The sequence below is a fragment of the Sphingomonas canadensis genome (genome assembly GCF_026013525.1).
GTDB classification, from domain to species: Bacteria; Pseudomonadota; Alphaproteobacteria; order Sphingomonadales; family Sphingomonadaceae; genus Sphingomonas; species Sphingomonas canadensis.
This window is the reverse complement of record NZ_JAPDRA010000012.1, coordinates 44,559-64,401: the sequence shown is the minus strand read 5'-3', so window position 1 is coordinate 64,401 and position 19,843 is coordinate 44,559. Positions and strand designations below refer to the sequence as shown.

The following is a 19,843-nucleotide window of genomic DNA, read 5'->3' as shown; positions in this document are numbered from 1 at the left end:
AAACAATGCGAAGGGGGTTGTCTAATGAGAAAGCGTTACCACGCCGCCGCGCGCCGGCAGGCCATGTTGAAGGGAGCCACCGCGCTGTGGCTGATTTCCGCCGCGGCGCCGGCGCTGGCGCAGTCCGCGCCCGAATCGGATAGCCAGGACGATAGCGAGATCGTCGTCACGGCGCAGAAGCGCGAGGAGCGGCTTCAGGACGTGCCGATCTCCATCAGCGCGCTTTCGGAAAAGGAGCTGGAAAGCTCCGGCACGCGCAACCTTCAGGATATCTCGCGAACCGTGCCGGGGCTGGTGCTGCTGCCCAGCTCGCGCGGGGTGAACGGCGCTCCGGTGATCCGCGGCATCGCGGGCACGGCGGGTGCCCCCACCGTGGGCATCTATGTCGACGATGTGCCGATAACCGCGCGTGCCTCGAACTTCGCGGGCAACGTCGATCCGCGCCTGTTCGACGTGCAGCGGGTAGAGGTGCTGCGCGGGCCGCAGGGCACGCTCTACGGCGCCAGCTCGATGGGCGGCACGATCCGCTATCTCACCACCGCCCCCTCCTTCACCGACTATTCGGGCCGGGTGCGCACCGAGCTTTCGAGCACCGCGGGCGGCGGCACCAACTATGAGCTGGCGGGCGCCGCGGGCGGCCCGATCGTCACCGACACGCTTGCCGTCCGCGTCTCCGGCCTCGTGCGCCGCGACGCCGGGTTCGTCGAGCGGATCGATCGTACCTCGGGCGCGCTGGTGGCCTCGAACGTCGACAATTCGGAGACGGTGACGCTGCGCGGCGCGGTGGTCTGGCGCCCGGCGGCGGGCCTGGAGATCGAGCCGGCGGTGCTCTACCAGAAGGTGAAGCGCGACGACCTGCCCGTCTATGTCGCGGCGCTGCCGGGCACGAGCCAGAACAACACCTCGCCCCAGCCCGGCGTCAGCCGCACCGTGATCCCCAGCCTGACGCTGCGGTATGATTTCGGCTGGGCAACCTTCACCTCGGTCACCTCGACGCTGCGCAAGCGCGAGTGGCAGGACCTCGATTACTCGACGCTCCAGAGCAACATCTTCTCGGGAATGGATTTCTTCCCGGGTTTCGAGGACTATCGCTCGACCAGCCACAGCCAGGTGACGCAGGAGGACTTCGCGCAGGAGATCCGCTTCGCCTCCAGCGGCGACGGACCGTTCACCTGGCTGATCGGCGGCTTCTATCGCAAGACCGAGGACAGCTTCAGCCAGTTCGTCGCCGATTTCGGCGCCGAGCCGCTGCTCACCACGCTGACCGGCGGGCTGACCTTCGAGCAGGCGGTGGGGCTGCCGCTGCTGCCCGGATCGGGCGTGTACCAGGGCCAGACCGACGGGACCGAGAAGGAACTCGCCGGCTTCGGCGAGGTGACCTACATGCTGCTCCCCGGGCTGCGCGCCAGCGCGGGCGTGCGCGTCTCGCGCGTCGAGCTGGATTTCGAACGGCTGACGCAGGGCCCGCTCAACGGCGGTGTCCAGCATGTGGCGGGATCGCGCAGCGACTCCCCCGTAACGCCGAAGTTCGGCCTCAGCTACGAAGCGTCGCAGGACCTGATGGTCTATGCCATTGCCCAGCGCGGCTTCCGCGCGGGCGGCGTCAATCCGCCGGTTCCACTCGGCCCCTGCGCGGCGGACCTGGCGGCATCGGGCGGCACTCCGGCGAGCGGCTATGGCCCGGATTCGCTGTGGAGCTATGAGGCGGGCATCAAGTTCCAGGCGTTCGGCCGCAAGCTTTCCGCCAACGCCGCCGTCTACCAGATCGACTGGACCGACATCCAGCAGCCGGTGAACCTGCCGGGCTGCGGCTTCGGCTACACCGACAATCTGGGCAAGGCGCGCTCGCGCGGCTTCGAGCTGGAGACCACGGTCCGTCCCGTCACCGGCCTGTCGCTCAGCGGCCGCGTGGGACACACCGACGCGATACTGACCGAGGACCTGCTCGCTCCCCCCAACCCCACCACCGGCGTGCGCAACGTGATCTCGCGCAACGGTGATCGCGTGGTGGGCGTGCCCAAGTGGACGGTGTCGCTCACCGGCGAATACCGGGCGCAGGTGGCCGAGGGCGCGGAAATCTTCCTGCGCGGCGACTATCAGTGGATCGACGGCGTCACCCGCACCCAGCCGCCGGGCCGGATCGGCTACAACGCCATCACCTATCAGGGCGACAGCTATGACCGCGCCTCCGCGCGGCTCGGGCTGGAACTGGACGGCGGCTGGGAGATCGCGGGCTTCGTCGAGAACCTGTTCAACGATCGCCCGGTGATCAGCGCCAGCACCGCGCTGTCGCCGGCCCAGCGCACGCTGCGCGTCACGACGCTGCAGCCCAGGACTTTCGGGATCGCGCTCAGCCGCGACTTCTGATCCGGTGTCCCTGGAGGGCGTGGCGGCGGGAAACCGTCGCCACGCTTTTTTTGTGCCCGCGCGGATCGCGGGATAGCCCAACGGGGGGCAGCCCGGCCGGGAACGGTGCCCGGCCGGGCCGGCGTTCACCAGGAAAGCGTGTCCCCGCCCTTCAGTGCCAGTATCTCGCGCGCCTCGGCCGGGGTCGCGATCTCCATCCCCAGATCCTCCACGATGCAGCGGATCTTCGTCACCTGCTGGGCATTGCTCTCCGCAAGCTGGCCGCGCGCGATGTACAGGCTGTCCTCCAGCCCCACGCGCACGCTGCCGCCCATCGCGGCGCAGGTGGCCAGGAACGGCATCTGCGCCCGCCCGATCGCGAAGCACGACAGCAGGTAATCGTCACCGAACAGCCGCTCCGCCGTGTCGCGCATGTGCGTCAGGTGGCTCACGTCCGCGCCGATGCCACCCAGGATGCCGAAGATGCACTGGACGAGGAACGGCGGCTTGATGATCCCGCGATCGGCGAAATGGGCCAGCGTGTAGAGGTGCCCCACGTCATAGCATTCATATTCGAAGCGCGTGCCATAGCCGTGGTGCAGCTCCTGGATCACCCGCTCGATCTGGGCGAAGGTGTTGGACTGGAATCCGGCGCGCGATCCTTCCAGGAACGGCTTTTCCCATTCGTGCTTCCATTCGCCCCGCCGCTCGGCCAGCCCGAACACGCCGAAGTTGATCGATCCCATGTTGAGCGACGTCAGCTCGGGCCGGAAGCGGTTGGGCGCCGCCAGCCGGTCTTCCATGGTGAAGCCCGGCGCGCCGCCGGTGGAGATGTTGATCACCGCGTCGGTCGCCTCGCGGATCGGGCGTAGGAACTGCGCGAACAGCTCCGGGTCGGGGCTCGGGCGACCGTCCAGCGGATCGCGCGCGTGGAGGTGGACGATCGCGGCCCCCGCCTCAACCGCGCCGATCGATTCCCGCGCGATCTCCTCCGGCGTGACGGGCAGGTACGGCGACATGCTCGGCGTGTGGATCGAGCCGGTAACCGCACAGGTGATGATCGTCTTCCTGGCCTTAAGCATAGGTGCCCTTTCGCTACTTTTGATCTTTGATCGTTTTGTCCTACGCTTCGGCGGCGGGGTTTCAAGCGCTTTTCACGGTCCGGACGCGCGAGGGGCAGCCAGCGCGCCGAACCGCGCGTCGCGGCGGCGCTCGTCCATGGTCCGCCCGCCGGCAGACCCCGGCCGGTGTTCGCGCATCATGTTGAAGAGGGGCGGGGCTGGCCGGCCGCATGAAACTGGGCCTGCGCATTCCGGCGGATGCGAGGGCCTCCCCCCTCCCGGTGCCGCTTCCGGTTGAGCCCCGAAGCGGCGCGTGGCCTATTTGGGCACGAAGGCCCCGCGGGCACGGTCCTTCACGACATGGGCGGCATCGAACACGGTGCCGTTCATCACGATATAGACCCCCGGCGGCGCCACCTGCGCGGTGGCGAAGGCCATGCCCAGGTTGAACGCCGCGTCGCTCTCGCTGAAGCGCGCCGGGGTCAGGGCGCCGGTCATCACGATCGTCTTGCCCGTCACCTGGGCCAGCGCGGCGGCGCTTTCGGTCATCGTGTCGGTGCCATGGGTGACGACGATGCGCGTGGCCGCCGCATCGCGTGCCGCGGCGACCAGCGCGGCGCGATCGGTATCGTCCAGGTCGATGCTGTCCTTGCGCACGATCTCGGCGATCTCGAACTTCTTGGTCACCCGCGCTACCTCCAGCAGCCGCGCGACTGCGGTATCGACGACCTGATATTCGCTCAGCGCGTCGAAATATTGCTTGTCGATGGTGCCCCCGGTGGTGAGGATCAGGATGGCGTCGCTGGCGGTCATGGCGGGCTCCCTTGGATCGGCGTGCGCTTGCCACCCGCTAGCACCGTCCGGGCCAGGATTCGAGCCATGCGCTTTTCCAGCGCCGCGGCCTGGAGTCCGTCCGCCTTTGGCGGAATCGGCAACAGCCCGCTCCCCCACCCGGCCACCCATAGAATAGCCGGCGAGACCTGATCCGGAGCATGGCGCGAAGGCGGCGCGGCCGGGGCCTATCGGCCCTCCGCAGGACCGCCCTTAGAGTTCCAGCCCCTTGGCGAGCAGATACATGTGCCGCCGCGTGATCTGGCGCGCGTTGGCGAAGGGCGCCCCTTCCAGCGCCCAGGCGGCGGTGAGCCCCAGGTGCATCGTCTTGAACGACTGGACCAGTTCGGCCACCGGCAGCGCGCGGCGCATGCCCGGCCGCGCCAGCAGGCGGGTGAATAATGCCGTCAGCGCCGCATCGAGCTGCGCCTGGAATTCCGCCAGTTCGAACGCGATGCTGTCCGCCAGGAACAGCCGCGCGAGATATGCACGGACGAAGGCGTGGTGCGGCTCCTTGTTTTCCAGCAGGCTCCACGCGGCGGCGTCCAGCGCCTCGGCCACGCTCATCCCCTGCAACGGCAGCGAAGCCATCGCGCCCACCGCCGGCCGGTCCACCTCGACCAGGAAGGCGACGACGATGTCCTCCTTCGCGCCGAAATAGTTGTAGACGGTGCCCTTCCCGACATCGGCGGCGGCGGCGATCTCGTCGACCGTCACCTCCTCGATCCCGCGGCTTTCGAACATCGCGCAGGCCGCCTCGACGATGCGCGCCCTGGTGTCGATGCGCTTGCGCTCGCGAAGGCCGATTTCAGTCATATCTGACCATAGTCAGATTCTCTGGAAATTGGCAAGGAAATCCGTTGCGTGGCCGTCACAGAATTAAACTGGTATCAATTGACACTATTTTCATTGCCCCCTATGCTGGTCCCCATGAACGACCTGTCACGCGCTCCGTCCAATCCGCTCGGCCTCAACGGGTTCGAGTTCGTGGAATTCACTTCGCCCGAGCCCGAGGCGCTGGCCCGGCAGTTCGAGCTGCTCGGCTTCGTGCCGACGCACCGGCATCCCACGAAGAACGTCACCCGCTACAAGCAGGGCGGCATCAACCTGATGCTGAACCGCGACGAGGCGGGCCGTGTCGCGGCCTTCCGCGGCGAGCACGGCGCCTCGGCCAGCGCGATGGCGTTCCGCGTCGCCGATCCGGCCAGGGCGATGGAATGGGCGCTCGCGCACGGCGCCAAGCAGACCGAGGAAGACGACACCGTCATCCTGGGGATCGGCGGCAGCTACCTCTATTTCGTCCAGGACGGCGAGGATCTCTACGCCGACTGGGCCGAGTTCCCCGGCTGGCGCGAGGCGGAGGCCGCGAACAGCGTCGGCCTCGACGTGCTCGATCACCTCACCCACAATGTCCGCCGCGGCCAGATGCGCGTGTGGAGCGAATTCTATCGCACGCTCTTCAATTTCGAGGAGCAGAAGTATTTCGACATCAAGGGCCAGGCGACGGGCCTGTTCAGCCAGGCGATGATCGCGCCCGATCAGGCGATCCGCATCCCGCTGAACGAGAGCCAGGACGACAAGAGCCAGATCGAGGAATTCATCCGCGAATATAATGGCGAGGGCATCCAGCACCTCGCGCTCACCACCGACGATATCTACGCCACGGTGGAACGGCTCCGCGCCCGCGGCGTGCGGCTCCAGGACACGATCGAGACCTATTACGAGCTGGTCGACAAGCGCGTCCCCGGCCATGGCGAGGATCTGGAGCGGCTCAAGCGGAACCGCATCCTGATCGACGGTTCGGTGGAAACCGGCGAGGGCATCCTGCTCCAGATATTCACCGAGAATATGGTCGGCCCGATCTTCTTCGAGATCATCCAGCGCAAGGGCAACGAAGGCTTCGGCAACGGCAATTTCCAGGCGCTGTTCGAGAGCATCGAGCTGGACCAGATCCGCCGCGGCGTGATCAAGGTGGACGCATAGCCGCTTCGGTTTCGCACGCAGCGTTTGAGCCGTTCGCCGCGCCGGCGGCGCCCATCTGCCGGAGCGCAAGCGGCCTCGCCGGGTAACGGCGCCGGCACCGCGCTTCGTGGCCTTGCGTCTTTGTGCGAGAAAAACTCGTCCTTCGGGGCGGACAGATTTGGAGGCCCAGGGCATCGCATGACCGACTATTTCCCCGGCTTCGGCAACCATGTCTCGACCGAGGCAGTCCCCGGCGCGCTGCCGGTGGGGCGCAACAGCCCGCAGAAGCCCGCCTTCGGCCTCTACGCCGAACAGCTCAGCGGCACGGCGTTCACCGCGCCGCGCGCGGAGAACCGGCGTTCGTGGCTCTATCGCCTGCGCCCCGCCGCGGAGCATCCGCCGTTCGCGCCCTATACGGGTGCGCCGCGCTTCGCCGCCGAGCCGGCGCCGGGGCCGCTGGCGCCCAACCGGCTGCGCTGGGATCCCCTGCCCGCCCCCGCGCCGGGCACCGACCTGATCGACGGCATGGCGACGATGCTGGTCACCCGCGATCCGGCCGAACTGGATGGCGTCAACGTCCATGCCTATGCCGCCAACCGGGACATGGACACGCGCGCCTTCATGGATGCGGACGGCGAGCTGCTGTTCATACCCCAGTCGGGGCGGCTGACGCTGCTGACCGAGCTTGGCCGGCTGGAGCTGGCGCCGGGCTGGATCGGGCTGGTGCCGCGGGGCGTGCGCTTCCGCGCGCTGCTGCCCGATGGCGAGGCGCGCGGCTATGTCGCCGAGAATTTCGGCGCGGCCTTCCGCCTGCCCGATCTCGGCCCGATCGGCGCGAACGGCCTGGCCAACCCGCGCGATTTCGAGGCGCCCGCCGCCTGGTTCGAGGATCGCGACGAACCGTTCCAGCTTGTGCAGAAGTCGTTGGGAAGCCTGTGGACAACCCTGTTGGACCATAGCCCGCTCGACGTGGTGGCCTGGCACGGGAACCTGGCGCCGTGCCGCTATGATCTGGCGCGGTTCAACACGATCAACACGGTCAGCTTCGATCATCCCGATCCGTCGATCTTCACCGTGCTCACCTCGCCCAGCACCGTGGCGGGCCGCGCGAACGCCGATTTCGTGATCTTCCCCCCGCGCTGGATGGTGGCGGAGGACACGTTCCGCCCGCCCTGGTTCCACCGCAACGTGATGAGCGAGGCGATGGGGCTGATCCAGGGCGCCTATGACGCCAAGGCGGACGGCTTCGTCCCCGGCGGGCTCAGCCTCCACAATGTGATGGCGGGCCATGGGCCGGACGTCGCGAGCTGGGATGCCGCCACGAACGCCGATCTGAAGCCGCACCGGATGGAGGCCACCATGGCGTTCATGGTCGAAACCTGCTGGCCCTATCGCCCGACGCGGCTTGCCATGGAGAGCGCCCAGGCCGATTACGACGCGGCATGGAAGGGATTTCCCAAAGCGCGTCTGCCATGAAGCCGCTCTCCGGCATGGAGCGCTGGTGGAACGGCTGACCGCCACTCCGCCGGGCGTCGCACTCGCCCCGCTTGCTGCGGTGGCGGACGGCGCGGCGCGCAACTTCGTGCTGGAGATGAAGGCCGGGCGCTTCCACGGCTTCGTCGTGCGCCGGGGCGATGCGGTGTTCGGCTATGTCGATCGCTGCGCGCATATCGCGCTTCCGTTGGCGCACCAGCTAGACGATTATCTGACGCCCGACGGCCGGCTGATCCGCTGCCACTGGCACGGCGCGCTCTACCGGATCGAGGACGGCGCCTGCGTCGGCGGCCCATGCCCCGGCACGCGGCTGATCCCGTGGCCGGTGGCCGTGGTGGACGGCATGATCACGACCGCGTGAGGCCCGACCGCCGCCGCGCATAGAGGAAATAGACCGCCAGCCCGAGCAGGTTCCACACCAGGAACGACCATTGGGTCACCGCCTGCAGGCTGGTGAACAGATAGATGCAGCCCAGGATCGCCAGCGGCGCGACGATCCAGGCGCCCGGCACCCGGAACGGCCGCCGCGCATCCGGATCGCGCCGCCGCGAAACCAGCACGCACGCCGCCACGCCCACGAAGGCGCACAGCGTCCCCGCATTGGCCAGGCTGGCGATCATGTCGAGCGGGGTCAGCGCGGCGAGCACGGCCACCACCGCCGCAGTAGCCGCGGTGATCCGCGCCGGCGTGCCGCGCGGCGACACCTTGGCCAGCCCGCGCGGCAGGAACCCGTCGCGCGCCATCACCAGGAAGATCCGGCTCTGGCCATAGAGGAACGCCAGCAGCACCGTGGGCAGCGCGATCGCCGCCGCGGCCGCCACGATGGTGGCGATGCCGCCCTGCCCGATCTCGCGCAGGATCAGCGCCAGCGGCTCGGCGCTGTCGGAGAAGCGGCCGAAGGGCAGCGCCCCCACCGCCGCCGCCGCGACGATCATGTAGATCAGCGTACAGGCCACCATCGATCCGACGATGCCGATCGCCAGGTCGCGCTCGGGCTCCTTTGCTTCCTCCGCCGCGGTGGAGATCGCGTCGAAGCCATAGAAGGCGAAGAAGATGATCGCCGCCGCGCCCATCACGCCGAACTTCACCCCGCCCTCGCCCGGCGTGCTACCGTATCCGAAGGGGGCGAAGGGCTGAAGGTTGGCCGGATCGAAATGCGGCAGGGCCACCGCGACGAACAGCGCCAGCGTGATCAGCTTCAGCACCACCAGCGCGCTGTTCACCCGCGCGCTCTCCCGCGTGCCCAGCATCAGCAGCCACGCGACCACACCGATGATCAGGATCGCGGGCAGGTTGATGCCGAAGCGCCCGTCCGCCGTCGGCCCATGGGTCAGGAACTCCGGCAGCGCGATCCCCAGCCCCTTCAGGAATCCCACCGCATAGCCGGACCAGCCGACCGCCACCGTCGCCACCACCAGCGAATATTCCAGGATCAGCGACCATCCCACGATCCACGCGAAAATCTCGCCCAGCACTGCATAGCTGTAGGTATAGGCGCTGCCCGACGCGGGGATCATCGACGCCATCTCGGCATAGCAGAGCGCGGCGCAGGCGCAGATCAGCCCCGCCACCACGAAGCTGAGCAGCACTGCCGGCCCCGCGCGATCCGCCCCCACCCCGATCAGCGTCAGGATGCCGGTGCCCACGATCGCGCCGACCCCCAGCGCCACCAGATGCGGCCAGCTCAGCGTGCGCGCCAGCCGGTGATGCTCGGGCTGATCCTTGGCCGCCGTCATCGCCTTACGCCGCACCAGGTTTCGCATGCCGGTCCCCCTTGGGGCGCTTGTCGAAGCGCCGCTGTTTCTGCACAGGGTAGGAATACGCGCCGCCCGGCGGCAAGCAAGTTTCGGGAGAGAATTGGATGGAACCCACGCTCGATTTCGGCCTGGGCGATACGGCCGACATGATCCGCGAGACGACCGCGCGGTTCGCGAAGGAGCAGATCGCCCCGCTCGCCGCGCGGATCGACGCGGAGGACTGGTTCCCGCGCGATCTGTGGCCCGCGATGGGCGAGCTGGGGCTGCACGGCATCACCGTGGAGGAGCAATGGGGCGGGCTGGGCCTGGGCTATCTCGAGCATGTCATCGCGTGCGAGGAGGTGAGCCGCGCCTCAGCCTCGATCGGCCTCAGCTATGGCGCGCATTCGAACCTGTGCGTCAACCAGATCCGCCGCTGGGCGAACGACGAGCAGAAGGCCAAATACCTGCTCAAGCTGATCTCCGGCGAGCATGTCGGCAGCCTGGCGATGTCGGAGGCGGGCGCGGGATCGGACGTGGTGAGCATGAAGCTCCGCGCGGAGAAGACCGATCGCGGCTACGTCCTCAACGGCACCAAATTCTGGATAACCAACGCGGCTTATGCCGACACCCTCGTAGTCTATGCGAAGACGGGAGAGGGATCGCGCGGCATCACCACCTTCCTGATCGAGAAGGACATGCCCGGCTTCTCGATCGGCCAGAAGATCGACAAGATGGGCATGCGCGGCTCCCCCACCGCCGAGCTGGTGTTCAACGATTGCGAGGTGCCGGACGAGAATGTCATGGGGCCGCTCAACGGCGGCGTCGGCGTGCTTATGAGCGGCCTCGACTATGAGCGCACCGTTTTGGCGGGCATCCAGCTCGGCATCATGCAGGCCTGCCTGGACGTGGTGCTGCCCTATATCCGCGAGCGCAAGCAGTTCGGCCAGCCGATCGGCGCGTTCCAGCTCATGCAGGCCAAGGTCGCGGACATGTATGTCGCGCTCAATTCGGCGCGGGCCTATGTCTATGCGGTCGCCCGCTCGTGCGACGAGGGCAGGACGACGCGCTTCGATGCGGCGGGAGCGATCCTGCTCGCGTCGGAGAATGCGGTGAAGGTGTCGCTCGAGGCTATCCAGGCGCTGGGCGGCGCGGGCTATACCAAGGACTGGCCCGTCGAACGCTTCGCCCGCGACGCGAAACTGCTCGATATCGGAGCGGGAACCAACGAAGTCCGCCGCATGCTGATCGGCCGCGAGTTGATCGGCGCGAATTGATTGTCCAATCTCCCCCTGCGCCCGCGATCCGGGCAAGGGGGAGGAAGACGATTCTGGGTATCGCGCTGATCGCGTTCATGCTCGCCTATGGGCGCATGATGCGGGACAATCTGTTGCTCCATTATGCGATCGTCCTGATCGTCTCGGGATTCCTCACATTCTTCAGCGCGGGCCTGTGGCCGCAGTTTTCGTTCTTCTTCCAATGGCTGGTGAACTTCGCCACCTATGCGGCGGTTTTCACCGTTGGCCACCTGATCGGCAGGTTGCTCGATCGCGGCAAATACGACGACTGACCAGCCGTCACCGCCCGGCGAACAGGAACGCCACCGCGCCCATGATGCACAGGAACGCGCCTGCATGCCGCCAGCTCAGCGGCTCGCCGAGCACCGCGACCATGAACACGCCGAACACGGTCAGAGCGATCGCCTCCTGCGCGATCTTGAGCTGGCCGGGCGTCCAGCCGCCGGCATAGCCGATCCGGTTGGCCGGCACCGCCAGGCAATATTCGACGAAGGCGATGCCCCAGCTCAGCAGGATCACCGTGATCAGCGGTTTGTGCATCCCGCCCTTCAGGTGCCAGTACCAGGCGATCGTCATGAAGATGTTTGAGCCGATCAACAGCAGGACGGTTGGCATGGCGGGCCTTTCGGGATTGCTCCGCCGCTGTGGCACCCTCCCCGCCCGCCGCGCAACCGCCCGCGTTGCCCTGGGGGTGCGGGCGTTCTAGTCTTGCGCGCGAAAAGATCAGGAGGGGTTATGGGCATAGAGATGCTTCGCCGTGCGGCGGTTGCGCTGGCGGTACTCGCGCTGCTGTGGGGTGGCGCGGCGGCTGCGCAGGTGACGGTGCAGAAGATCGCCGTCCACGGCCCCTCGATCGAGGGCAATCTGGAAGGCAACAGCGCCGATCGCGAGGTGTTCGTGATCCTGCCCGCCAGCTATGCCAAGCAGCCCAAGCGCCGCTATCCGGTCGTCTATTTCCTGCACGGCTTCACCGCCACTGCGGAGGGATACATGAAGTATCTCTCCGCCGCCCAGGCCGCCGATACCGCCTTTGCGAAGGGCCAGGAGATGATCCTGGTCCTGCCGGACAGCTACACGCGCCACGGCGGATCAATGTATTCCAGCTCGACCACGATCGGCGATTTCGAAACCTTCGTCGCGCGCGATCTGGTCGCTTATATCGATGGCCATTACCGCACGATCGCGAAGCGCGAGAGCCGCGGCCTTTCCGGCCATTCGATGGGCGGTTACGGCACGATGCGGCTGGCGATGAAGCATCCCGGCGTCTTTTCCAGCTATTATGCGATGAGCTCCTGCTGCCTGGCCCCGCGCACCGACACGCTGGAGCAGGCAAAGGCCATCGCCTCGGTGACGATGGAACAGGCGCTGAAGGGCGATTTCATGGTCCGCGCCGGGATAACGACCGCGGTCGCCTGGTCCCCGGCGCCGGACAAGCCGCCCTTCTACGCCGATTTCCCGTACAAGGACGGCGCGCTGGACCAGAGCGTGTTCGCGCGCTGGGCGGCCAACGCGCCACTGGCGATGCTGCCGCAATATGTGCCGGGCATGCGGAGCATCACCGCGATGGCGCTGGACGTGGGCGACAAGGATTTCCTGCTGGCGGACAATCAGGCGCTGCACGCCGCGCTCGTCCGCTATGGCGTCGCGCATGACTGGACCGTCTATGACGGCGACCACGGCAACCGCATCCCCGATCGCTTCCGCGACAATCTGCTGCCGTTTTTCCAGGCGCATCTGAAGGGGATGTGACGAATATCGAACATCGCGCCGGCGCCTTTCCTTGCGCCCGGGGCATGTGTAAGGGAGGGCGATATTAGGACAGGAAGGATGCCCTATTTATGAGCGCTCCGGTGCTGGGCACGAACGTGTCGGCCGACAGCGAGACGTATCGCGCCAACGCAGCGCATCATCGCGCGCTGGCCGCGAAACTGCGCGAGGACGTGGCCCGCGCCGCGCTGGGCGGTTCGCAGGCCTCGCGCGAGCGGCACGCCAGCCGCGGCAAGCTGCTGCCCCGCGACCGGGTGGAACGGCTGCTCGATCCCGGATCGCCGTTCCTTGAGATCGGCCAGCTCGCCGCCTGCGACATGTATGACGGCGAAGTGCCGGGCGCGGGAATGATCGCCGGGATCGGCCGCGTGTCGGGCCGCACTGTGATGATCGTGTGCAACGACGCCACGGTAAAGGGCGGCACCTATTACCCGATGACCGTGAAGAAGCATCTCCGCGCCCAGGAGATCGCGGAGGCGAACCGCCTGCCCTGCATCTATCTGGTCGACAGCGGCGGCGCCAACCTGCCCCATCAGGCGGAGGTGTTCCCGGACCGGGAGCATTTCGGCCGCATCTTCTTCAACCAGGCGAACATGAGCGCCAAGGGCATCCCCCAGATCGCCTGCGTGATGGGAAGCTGCACCGCGGGCGGCGCCTATGTCCCCGCGATGAGCGACGAGACGGTGATCGTGCGCAACCAGGGCACGATCTTCCTGGCCGGCCCGCCGCTGGTGAAGGCCGCGACCGGCGAGGTGATCAGCGCCGAGGACCTTGGCGGCGGCGATCTCCACGGCCGCCGTTCGGGCGTGGTCGATCATGTGGCGGAGAACGACGAGCACGCGCTCACCATCGTCCGCGACATCGTGAGCCACCTGCCCGCCGATCGCGCGCCGGAGATCGCCCGGATCGATCCGCGCCCGCCCCAATACGCCGCCGAGGATCTCTACGGCATCCTGCCCACCGATGTCCGCGCGCCCTATGACGTGCATGAGGTGATCGCCCGGCTGGTCGACGGCAGCGAGTTCCACGAGTTCAAGGCGCTCTACGGCGCCAGCCTGGTGTGCGGCTTCGCGCATATCTGGGGCATTCCGGTGGGCATCATCGCCAACAACGGCGTGCTGTTCAGCGAAAGCGCGGTGAAGGGCGCCCATTTCATCGAACTCGCCTGCCAGCGGCGCGTGCCCCTGCTGTTCCTCCAGAACATCTCCGGCTTCATGGTCGGCGGCAAATATGAGGCGGAAGGCATTGCGAAACATGGCGCGAAGCTGGTCACCGCCGTCGCCACCGCCACCGTGCCCAAGGTCACCGTGCTGATCGGCGGCAGCTTCGGCGCGGGCAATTACGGCATGTGCGGCCGCGCCTATTCTCCCCGCTTCCTGTTCAGTTGGCCCAACAGCCGCGTTAGCGTGATGGGCGGCGAGCAGGCGGCGAGCGTCCTCGCCACCGTCCACCGCGACGCGGATAAATGGACGCCGGAGGAGGCGGAGGCGTTCAAGGCCCCGATCCGCCAGCGCTATGAGGACGAGGGCAATCCCTGGCACGCCACCGCCCGGCTGTGGGACGACGGCATCATCGATCCCGCGCAGACCCGCGACGTGCTGGGCCTGGCCTTCGCCGCCACGCTCAACGCCCCCATCCCCGAACGCCCCGCGTTCGGCGTGTTCCGGATGTGATGGGCACGAAACGCCACCCATCAATCCTCCCCCAGCTCGTCTGGGGGAGGGGGACCGTCCGCAGGACGGTGGAGGGGCGCGCGCCTGCGCACGTGGGCGGCGACGAACGCGACGACACCCTCCAGATTACCCAGGACGTCGCAGGCCGGGATACGCTGCGTTTCGATGCCCCTTGCGGCCAGCCAGCCGTCCCGCCGCGCGTCAAGCGCCGGGTGTCCGCCGCGTTCATGGACCTCGCCGTCAATTTCGATGCACAGCTTCGCCCGGTCGCAATAGAAATCCAGAATATAGGGTCCCGCCGGGTGCTGCTTTCGCCACTTGTCGCCGGATCGCCCGCGCAGCGCCCGCCACAGCAGAACCTCCGGCAGCGTCATTTCCCGGCGAAGCTGCTTTGCGCGACGATATGATCTGCCATAGCCCTTCAGCATCTGGCGGCTCCCTCGCGCTTCGCGCGCCCCTCCACCATGCTTCGCATGGTCCCCCTCCCCCGGCAAGCCGGGGGAGATATCAGGAAACCCGCCTAGCCTCTGCCTGCTGCTCCCCCTCCCCCCATCCCCGCCAAGGACTGGACATCCGTATCATGGCCCCGATCGTTGCATTCCCATATCATCCTTCCCCGGGCAGCAACCCGGATGAAGGCGCGATCCTCTCGACGCCGCCGGCTTGCTTCCGGGTATGGGAGAATGGGCGTGATCCTCAGTGGACTTGTTATGGCCGGCCTCGCGGCGGCCGCGGTTCCGGCTTCGTCGGCGGACACGCCGGGCGCACCCGCGCCGGAGGTGGTGAAGCGCTATTGCACGCTGATGGACGAAACGGGATCGGTCTATCAGGGCAAATGTACCGAGACCTGGATGGACAACGGCGTCGTGATCGACATGCCGGGGCACAAGTTCACGGTGGTGGAATACGATCCGATGCGCCACGAGCTGCCGTGGATGATGCTGATGGTGAACGGCGTTCCCGCCGTCGCCTATCAGCGGCACAAGAGCTGGACGTCCTACACCAATTTCGACCTGAAATGGGTGCTCGACGTCTGCCAGACGGCCGGCTCGACGGGCGACTGCGAATAGGCACCGGGTTCAGGAGGGGGTCGCGATGATCCCCTCTCTTCTCATCGCCAACCGCGGCGAGATCGCCTGCCGCATCATCCGCACCGCGCGCGAGATGGGCGTCCGCACGATCGCGGTCTATTCGGATGCCGACGCGAACGCGCTCCACGTCCGCCAGGCGGACCAGTCGGTGCATATCGGCCCCAGCCCGGCACGCGAATCCTATCTGGTGGGCGCGAAGATCATCGCCGCCGCGAAGGAAGCAGGCGCCGCCGCGATCCACCCCGGCTACGGCTTCCTGTCGGAGAACGCCGATTTCGCCCAGGCGGTGATCGACGCCGGGCTGATCTGGGTCGGCCCGAAGCCCGAGAGCATCCGCGCGATGGGCCTGAAGGACGCCGCGAAGGCGCGGATGATCGCGGCCGGCGTGCCCGTCACCCCCGGCTATCTGGGCGACGACCAGTCGCCGGAGCGGCTGAAGGCGGAGGCCGATGCGATCGGCTATCCCGTGCTGATCAAGGCGGTGGCCGGCGGCGGCGGCAAGGGGATGCGCCGCGTGGACGCCGCCGCGGACTTCGCCGACGCGCTGGCGAGCTGCAAGCGCGAGGCCGCGTCCAGCTTCGGCGACGATCGCGTGCTGATCGAGAAATACATCCTCAGCCCGCGCCATATCGAGGTGCAGGTGTTCGGCGACAGCCACGGCAATGTCGTCCACCTGTTCGAACGCGACTGCTCGCTCCAGCGCCGCCACCAGAAGGTGATCGAGGAAGCCCCCGCCCCCGGCATGGACGAGGCGACCCGCGAGGCGATCTGCGCCGCCGCCGTCCGCGCCGCGAAGGCGGTGGACTATGTCGGCGCGGGCACGATCGAGTTCATCGCCGACGCCAGCGAAGGCCTGCGCGCCGACCGCATCTGGTTCATGGAGATGAACACCCGCCTCCAGGTCGAACATCCGGTTACCGAGGAGATCACGGGCGTCGATCTGGTCGAATGGCAGCTCCGCGTGGCCTCGGGCGAGCCGATCCCGCTCGGGCAGGACGAACTCAGCATCAACGGCTGGGCGATCGAGGCGCGGCTCTATGCCGAGGACCCGGCGAAGGGGTTCCTGCCCAGCATCGGCCGGCTGGCGCCGCTGATGTGGTCGAACCGGCACCTGTTCACCGATCCGCCCTCGTCGACGCGGATCGAAACCGGGGTGGAAACCGGTGACGAGGTGTCCAGCTTCTACGACCCGATGATCGCCAAGGTCATCGCCCATGCCACGACGCGCGAGCACGCCATCGATCGGCTCATCGGCGAGCTTTCGGACACGCTGGTCGCCCCGGTCCGCACCAATGCGGGCTTTCTGGTCGCCGCGCTCGACGATCCCGATTTTGTGGCAGGCAGGATCACCACCGCCTTCATCGCCGAAAAGGGCGATGCGCTGCTACCCGCGGCCCAGCCCTCGGACGCGGGCGTGGCCCAGGCGGCGAGCGAATTCTATCTGATGGGGTACGCCGATGTGCCCAGGGAGCTGCTCGGCTGGCGGCTAAACGCGCCGCCGCGGCGGGAGGAACGGGTGCTGGTGGACGGCGTCGAGCGCTGGATCGTGCCCGACGAAGACGGCGTGGCGTGCATCGCCAGCTTCGCCGAACCGGTCGCGTTGCTCAACGAGCGCGGGCAGACCTATGTGCTGACCCAATATCGCGCGGCCGGCGGGGCGGGTGCCGCCGCAAGCGACGGCGCGATGCTCGCGCCGATGCCCGGTCGCGTCACCTCGGTCGACGTCGCCGCCGGCGATGGCGTCACCAAGGGCCAGCGCCTCCTCACGCTCGAAGCGATGAAGATGGAGCACGGCCTAACCGCCCCTTTCGACGGAATCGTCGCGGAACTGAACGCCGAAGCCGGCGCCCAGGTGAGCGAGGGCACGCTGCTCGTCCGCGTGGAGAAGGCGGAATGATGGCCTCCCCGGTCATTCCTTCCCCGGAGGGGGAGGGGGACCATGCGCAGCATGGTGGAGGGGTAGTCTCCACCAGCGGCAACTTCCATGGCGAATACCCCTCCACCGCTTCGCGGTCCCCCTCCCCCTCCGGGGGAGGAACTGATGGCCTCATCATCCGCCCCGCCACCCGCGAAGACCTCCCCGCCATCCTCGCCATGCTCCGCGAGGACACGATTCCGGACGCCCGCGAGACCGATCCCGCGGACCCGCGCTACGCCGCCGCCTTCGATGCGATCTCGGCGGACCCCAACCAGCTCCTCGTCTCCGCCGAGCTCGACGGCCGCGTGGTCGGCACGCTCCAGCTCAGCTTTCTCCCCGGCCTCAGCTTCCGCGGCGCCTGGCGCGGCCAGATCGAGGCGGTTCGGATCGACTCCAGCGTCCGCAACCAGGGCCTCGGCGCGAAGCTGATCGACTGGGCGGTCGAGTGCTGCCGTGAACGCGGCTGCTTCATGGTCCAGCTCACCTCGTCGAACGAGCGCACCGGCGCGCACCGTTTCTACGAACGGCTCGGCTGGGTGCAGAGCCACAAGGGATTCAAGCGCAAGCTGCGGGAGGCGGAGTGATGGCCGGACGCTGGTTCGACGAATGGCAGGTTGGCGACACCATCGCGCACGAACTGCGCCGCACCGTGACGGAAACGGACAACCTCCTGTTCTCCACCATGACGCACAACACCCAGCCGCTGCACATCGATGCCGAGGCGGCGAAGGCGAGCGAGTTCGGCCGCATCCTCGTCAACGGCACCTTCACCTTCAGCCTGATGGTGGGCATCACCGTGGGCGATACGACCGCGGGCACGCTGGTCGCCAACCTGGGCTATGACGAATTGCGCATGCCGAAGCCGGTGTTCATCGGCGATACGCTGCGCGCGGAGAGCGAGGTTATCGCCGTCCGCCCCAGCCAGTCGCGCCCCGGCCAGGGCATCGTCACCTGGAAACACCGGATGCGGAACCAGCGCGACGAGATCGTGTGCGAATGCACCCGCTCCGCCCTGCTCAAATCGCGCGGATAACCCCTATCCTCCCCCACCAGGGGGGGGGTGGCACGCACAGCGTGACGGAGGGGGCGGATTCCAGAAGCTGGCCGCACGCGGCTTCCGGATCGAACCGGCATGCTTCCGCCCCTTCCCGATCAGGCGGCCTTCGCCTTCGCCACCGGGTTGGAGAACTCCATCTCGTCGTCGATCCCGCCGAAACGCAGCGCCATCAGGTCGCGGGTATAGCGCTGGTTCAGCCGCCACGGCTTGCGCGCGCCCTGCTTGGGCAGGTGCGCCACCGCGCGCTGGATATAGCCCGACGAGAAATCGACGAACGGGATCTCCTCCACCGGCCCCTTCGGCCGCGGCGTCACCTGGCGCATCCCGCGCGACTTCATCGCGTTGAGCAGGCGGCAGACATATTCGCTGGTCAGGTCCGCCTTCAGCGTCCAGCTCGCGTTGGTATAGCCGAAGGTGAAGGCCATGTTGGGCACGTCCGACAGCATCATGCCCTTATAGGTCAGCGCGTGCGGCACGTCCGTTTCCTTGCCGTCCACGATCAGCGGCACGCCGCCCATGATCTGCAGGTCCAGCCCGGTGGCGGTGACGATGATGTCCGCCTCCAGCTCCTTGCCCGATGCCAGCTTCAGCCCCTTTCCGGTGAAGCGTTCGATCGTGTCGGTCTCCACCGATACCGCGCCGGACTTGATCGCCTCGAACATGTCGGCGTCGGGCACCGCGCACAGCCGCTGGTCCCACGGATTATATTTGGGCGTGAAATGGGTCGCGACGTCGTAATCGGGGCCGAGATGCTCGCGCACCATGCCCACCAGCCGCTCCTTGGCCTTCTCCGGGTTCTTGCGCATGCGGCTGAAGAAGAATTGCGAGATCAGCACATTCTTCCAGCGCGTGATCGCATAGGCGGTCTTCGCGGGCAGCCGCTTGCGCAGCCAGTTGGCGATGGCGTCCTCGCTGGGCAGCGAGGCGACATAGGTGGGAGAGCGCTGGAGCATCGTGACGTGCGCGGCCCGCTTGGCCATTTCGGGCACGATCGTCACCGCGGTCGCGCCGCTGCCGATCACCACCACGCGCTTGCCGGCATAGTCCAGGTCCTCGGGCCAGAACTGCGGGTGGATGATCCGGCCCTTATAGTCCGCCGTCCCCTCCCATTCGGGCAGGTAGCCGCGATCGTACCGGTAATAGCCCGAACACATCGAGAGGAACGAGCAGGTGAAGGTCCGCGTCTCGCCGCCCGCCTCCACCGTGACGGTCCACAGCGCGTCGGGGGTGGACCATTCGGCGCGGGTGACGCGGTGGCCATAGCGGATGTGCGGCTCGATCCCGTTCTCGGCCGCGGTATCCTCCAGATACTGGAGGATCGAAGGGCCGTCGGCGATCGCCTTCGCCCCCGTCCAGGGACGGAAGGAATAGCCGAGCGTGAACATATCCGAATCCGATCGGATGCCGGGATAGCGGAACAGGTCCCACGTCCCGCCCTTGCACGCCCGCCCCTCCAGGATCGCATAGCTCCGATCCGGGCAATGCTTTTGCAGGTGCCAGGCCGTGCCGATGCCCGAAATGCCGGCGCCCACGATCAATACGTCGAAATGCTCGCTCATTCGCCTCTCCGCTTCCGGCTTGCTTACAATATTGTAAGTAGCGGAGCCAA

Annotated in this window: 19 protein-coding genes; 12 read left to right on the top strand and 7 right to left on the bottom strand. The window is 67.5% G+C overall.

Translation table 11 applies throughout. The annotated features are described in order from the left end of the window. Positions 1 to 63 precede the first annotated feature (63 nt). The gene (locus OM513_RS18735; RefSeq protein ID WP_264946299.1) at positions 64 to 2,367 is read left to right on the top strand and encodes a TonB-dependent receptor; all 2,304 of its coding nucleotides are present in this window, start codon (positions 64 to 66) and stop codon (positions 2,365 to 2,367) included. Positions 2,368 to 2,492: 125 nt separating this feature from the next. Here the strand turns inward: OM513_RS18735 and OM513_RS18730 are convergent, their stop codons facing one another. From OM513_RS18730 to OM513_RS18720, 3 genes are all read right to left on the bottom strand, one after another. Further along, entirely contained in the window at positions 2,493 to 3,428 is a 936-nt protein-coding gene (locus OM513_RS18730) for a BKACE family enzyme (protein ID WP_264946298.1), read from the bottom strand. Between the two features lie 297 nt (positions 3,429 to 3,725). Next, entirely contained in the window at positions 3,726 to 4,220 is a 495-nt protein-coding gene (locus OM513_RS18725) for an asparaginase (protein WP_264946297.1), read from the bottom strand. 231 nt (positions 4,221 to 4,451) lie between these two features. Next, positions 4,452 to 5,054: a TetR/AcrR family transcriptional regulator gene (locus OM513_RS18720; RefSeq protein ID WP_264946296.1), complete on the bottom strand. Its 603-nt coding sequence runs from the start codon at positions 5,052 to 5,054 to the stop codon at positions 4,452 to 4,454. Between the two features lie 114 nt (positions 5,055 to 5,168). Here OM513_RS18720 and hppD point away from each other — a divergent pair, with 114 nt between their 5' ends. The 3 genes from hppD to OM513_RS18705 all read left to right on the top strand — a co-directional run bounded on the left by hppD (position 5,169) and on the right by OM513_RS18705 (position 8,055). Next, positions 5,169 to 6,221 (top strand): 4-hydroxyphenylpyruvate dioxygenase, encoded by a 1,053-nt coding sequence (hppD, locus tag OM513_RS18715; RefSeq protein ID WP_264946295.1) that lies wholly within the window; start codon positions 5,169 to 5,171, stop codon positions 6,219 to 6,221. 177 nt (positions 6,222 to 6,398) lie between these two features. Continuing rightward, a complete protein-coding gene (gene hmgA, locus OM513_RS18710) occupies positions 6,399 to 7,676 on the top strand; it encodes a homogentisate 1,2-dioxygenase (protein WP_264946294.1) in 1,278 nt (425 codons plus the stop codon). Positions 7,677 to 7,701: 25 nt separating this feature from the next. Next, complete coding sequence (locus tag OM513_RS18705) at positions 7,702 to 8,055, top strand: Rieske (2Fe-2S) protein (protein WP_264946293.1); 354 nt, start codon at positions 7,702 to 7,704, stop codon at positions 8,053 to 8,055. Here OM513_RS18705 and OM513_RS18700 read toward each other — a convergent pair. Then, positions 8,042 to 9,457, bottom strand: coding sequence for an amino acid permease (locus tag OM513_RS18700; protein WP_264946292.1), 1,416 nt, complete (start codon positions 9,455 to 9,457; stop codon positions 8,042 to 8,044). The genes OM513_RS18705 and OM513_RS18700 overlap by 14 nt on opposite strands. A gap of 98 nt (positions 9,458 to 9,555) precedes the next feature. Here OM513_RS18700 and OM513_RS18695 point away from each other — a divergent pair, with 98 nt between their 5' ends. Next, positions 9,556 to 10,707 carry an isovaleryl-CoA dehydrogenase gene (locus tag OM513_RS18695; RefSeq protein ID WP_264946291.1) on the top strand — a complete coding sequence of 384 codons (1,152 nt, stop codon included), beginning with the start codon at positions 9,556 to 9,558 and terminating at the stop codon, positions 10,705 to 10,707. A 77-nt stretch (positions 10,708 to 10,784) separates the two neighbouring features. Next, a complete protein-coding gene (locus tag OM513_RS18690) occupies positions 10,785 to 11,000 on the top strand; it encodes a hypothetical protein (protein WP_264946290.1) in 216 nt (71 codons plus the stop codon). A gap of 7 nt (positions 11,001 to 11,007) precedes the next feature. Here the strand turns inward: OM513_RS18690 and OM513_RS18685 are convergent, their stop codons facing one another. After that, complete coding sequence (locus tag OM513_RS18685; protein ID WP_264946289.1) at positions 11,008 to 11,343, bottom strand: DMT family protein; 336 nt, start codon at positions 11,341 to 11,343, stop codon at positions 11,008 to 11,010. A gap of 120 nt (positions 11,344 to 11,463) precedes the next feature. Between OM513_RS18685 and OM513_RS18680 the strand changes: the two genes are divergently transcribed. Next, positions 11,464 to 12,477, top strand: a complete 1,014-nt coding sequence (locus OM513_RS18680) for an alpha/beta hydrolase (protein WP_264946288.1) — start codon at positions 11,464 to 11,466, stop codon at positions 12,475 to 12,477. Positions 12,478 to 12,566: 89 nt separating this feature from the next. Further along, positions 12,567 to 14,168: a carboxyl transferase domain-containing protein gene (locus tag OM513_RS18675; RefSeq protein ID WP_264946287.1), complete on the top strand. Its 1,602-nt coding sequence runs from the start codon at positions 12,567 to 12,569 to the stop codon at positions 14,166 to 14,168. Between the two features lie 20 nt (positions 14,169 to 14,188). Here the strand turns inward: OM513_RS18675 and OM513_RS18670 are convergent, their stop codons facing one another. Further along, the gene (locus OM513_RS18670; RefSeq protein ID WP_264946286.1) at positions 14,189 to 14,596 is read right to left on the bottom strand and encodes an endonuclease domain-containing protein; all 408 of its coding nucleotides are present in this window, start codon (positions 14,594 to 14,596) and stop codon (positions 14,189 to 14,191) included. Positions 14,597 to 14,878: 282 nt separating this feature from the next. Here OM513_RS18670 and OM513_RS18665 point away from each other — a divergent pair, with 282 nt between their 5' ends. The 4 genes from OM513_RS18665 to OM513_RS18650 all read left to right on the top strand — a co-directional run bounded on the left by OM513_RS18665 (position 14,879) and on the right by OM513_RS18650 (position 18,210). After that, the gene (locus OM513_RS18665) at positions 14,879 to 15,238 is read left to right on the top strand and encodes a hypothetical protein (RefSeq protein WP_264946285.1); all 360 of its coding nucleotides are present in this window, start codon (positions 14,879 to 14,881) and stop codon (positions 15,236 to 15,238) included. A 25-nt stretch (positions 15,239 to 15,263) separates the two neighbouring features. Then, entirely contained in the window at positions 15,264 to 17,156 is a 1,893-nt protein-coding gene (locus OM513_RS18660) for an acetyl/propionyl/methylcrotonyl-CoA carboxylase subunit alpha (protein WP_264946284.1), read from the top strand. A gap of 197 nt (positions 17,157 to 17,353) precedes the next feature. Next, positions 17,354 to 17,761, top strand: a complete 408-nt coding sequence (locus OM513_RS18655; RefSeq protein WP_264946283.1) for a GNAT family N-acetyltransferase — start codon at positions 17,354 to 17,356, stop codon at positions 17,759 to 17,761. Beyond that, on the top strand, positions 17,761 to 18,210 hold the full coding sequence (locus OM513_RS18650; RefSeq protein WP_264946282.1) for a MaoC family dehydratase: 450 nt from the start codon (positions 17,761 to 17,763) through the stop codon (positions 18,208 to 18,210). The genes OM513_RS18655 and OM513_RS18650 overlap by 1 nt, the downstream gene beginning before the upstream one ends. A 119-nt stretch (positions 18,211 to 18,329) precedes the next feature. Here the strand turns inward: OM513_RS18650 and OM513_RS18645 are convergent, their stop codons facing one another. Then, positions 18,330 to 19,793: a flavin-containing monooxygenase gene (locus OM513_RS18645; protein WP_264946281.1), complete on the bottom strand. Its 1,464-nt coding sequence runs from the start codon at positions 19,791 to 19,793 to the stop codon at positions 18,330 to 18,332. Between the last annotated feature and the right edge of the window lie 50 nt (positions 19,794 to 19,843).

Coding starts and splice junctions, on each gene's coding strand:
- OM513_RS18735 (WP_264946299.1), top strand. CDS start 64: ATGTTGAAGGGAGCCACCGCGCTGTGGCTGATTTCCGCCGCGGCGCCG.
- OM513_RS18730 (WP_264946298.1), bottom strand. CDS start 3,428: ATGCTTAAGGCCAGGAAGACGATCATCACCTGTGCGGTTACCGGCTCG.
- OM513_RS18725 (WP_264946297.1), bottom strand. CDS start 4,220: ATGACCGCCAGCGACGCCATCCTGATCCTCACCACCGGGGGCACCATC.
- OM513_RS18720 (WP_264946296.1), bottom strand. CDS start 5,054: ATGACTGAAATCGGCCTTCGCGAGCGCAAGCGCATCGACACCAGGGCG.
- hppD (WP_264946295.1), top strand. CDS start 5,169: ATGAACGACCTGTCACGCGCTCCGTCCAATCCGCTCGGCCTCAACGGG.
- hmgA (WP_264946294.1), top strand. CDS start 6,399: ATGACCGACTATTTCCCCGGCTTCGGCAACCATGTCTCGACCGAGGCA.
- OM513_RS18700 (WP_264946292.1), bottom strand. CDS start 9,457: ATGCGAAACCTGGTGCGGCGTAAGGCGATGACGGCGGCCAAGGATCAG.
- OM513_RS18695 (WP_264946291.1), top strand. CDS start 9,556: ATGGAACCCACGCTCGATTTCGGCCTGGGCGATACGGCCGACATGATC.
- OM513_RS18690 (WP_264946290.1), top strand. CDS start 10,785: ATGCTCGCCTATGGGCGCATGATGCGGGACAATCTGTTGCTCCATTAT.
- OM513_RS18685 (WP_264946289.1), bottom strand. CDS start 11,343: ATGCCAACCGTCCTGCTGTTGATCGGCTCAAACATCTTCATGACGATC.
- OM513_RS18680 (WP_264946288.1), top strand. CDS start 11,464: ATGGGCATAGAGATGCTTCGCCGTGCGGCGGTTGCGCTGGCGGTACTC.
- OM513_RS18675 (WP_264946287.1), top strand. CDS start 12,567: ATGAGCGCTCCGGTGCTGGGCACGAACGTGTCGGCCGACAGCGAGACG.
- OM513_RS18670 (WP_264946286.1), bottom strand. CDS start 14,596: ATGCTGAAGGGCTATGGCAGATCATATCGTCGCGCAAAGCAGCTTCGC.
- OM513_RS18665 (WP_264946285.1), top strand. CDS start 14,879: ATGGCCGGCCTCGCGGCGGCCGCGGTTCCGGCTTCGTCGGCGGACACG.
- OM513_RS18660 (WP_264946284.1), top strand. CDS start 15,264: ATGATCCCCTCTCTTCTCATCGCCAACCGCGGCGAGATCGCCTGCCGC.
- OM513_RS18655 (WP_264946283.1), top strand. CDS start 17,354: ATGCTCCGCGAGGACACGATTCCGGACGCCCGCGAGACCGATCCCGCG.
- OM513_RS18650 (WP_264946282.1), top strand. CDS start 17,761: ATGGCCGGACGCTGGTTCGACGAATGGCAGGTTGGCGACACCATCGCG.
- OM513_RS18645 (WP_264946281.1), bottom strand. CDS start 19,793: ATGAGCGAGCATTTCGACGTATTGATCGTGGGCGCCGGCATTTCGGGC.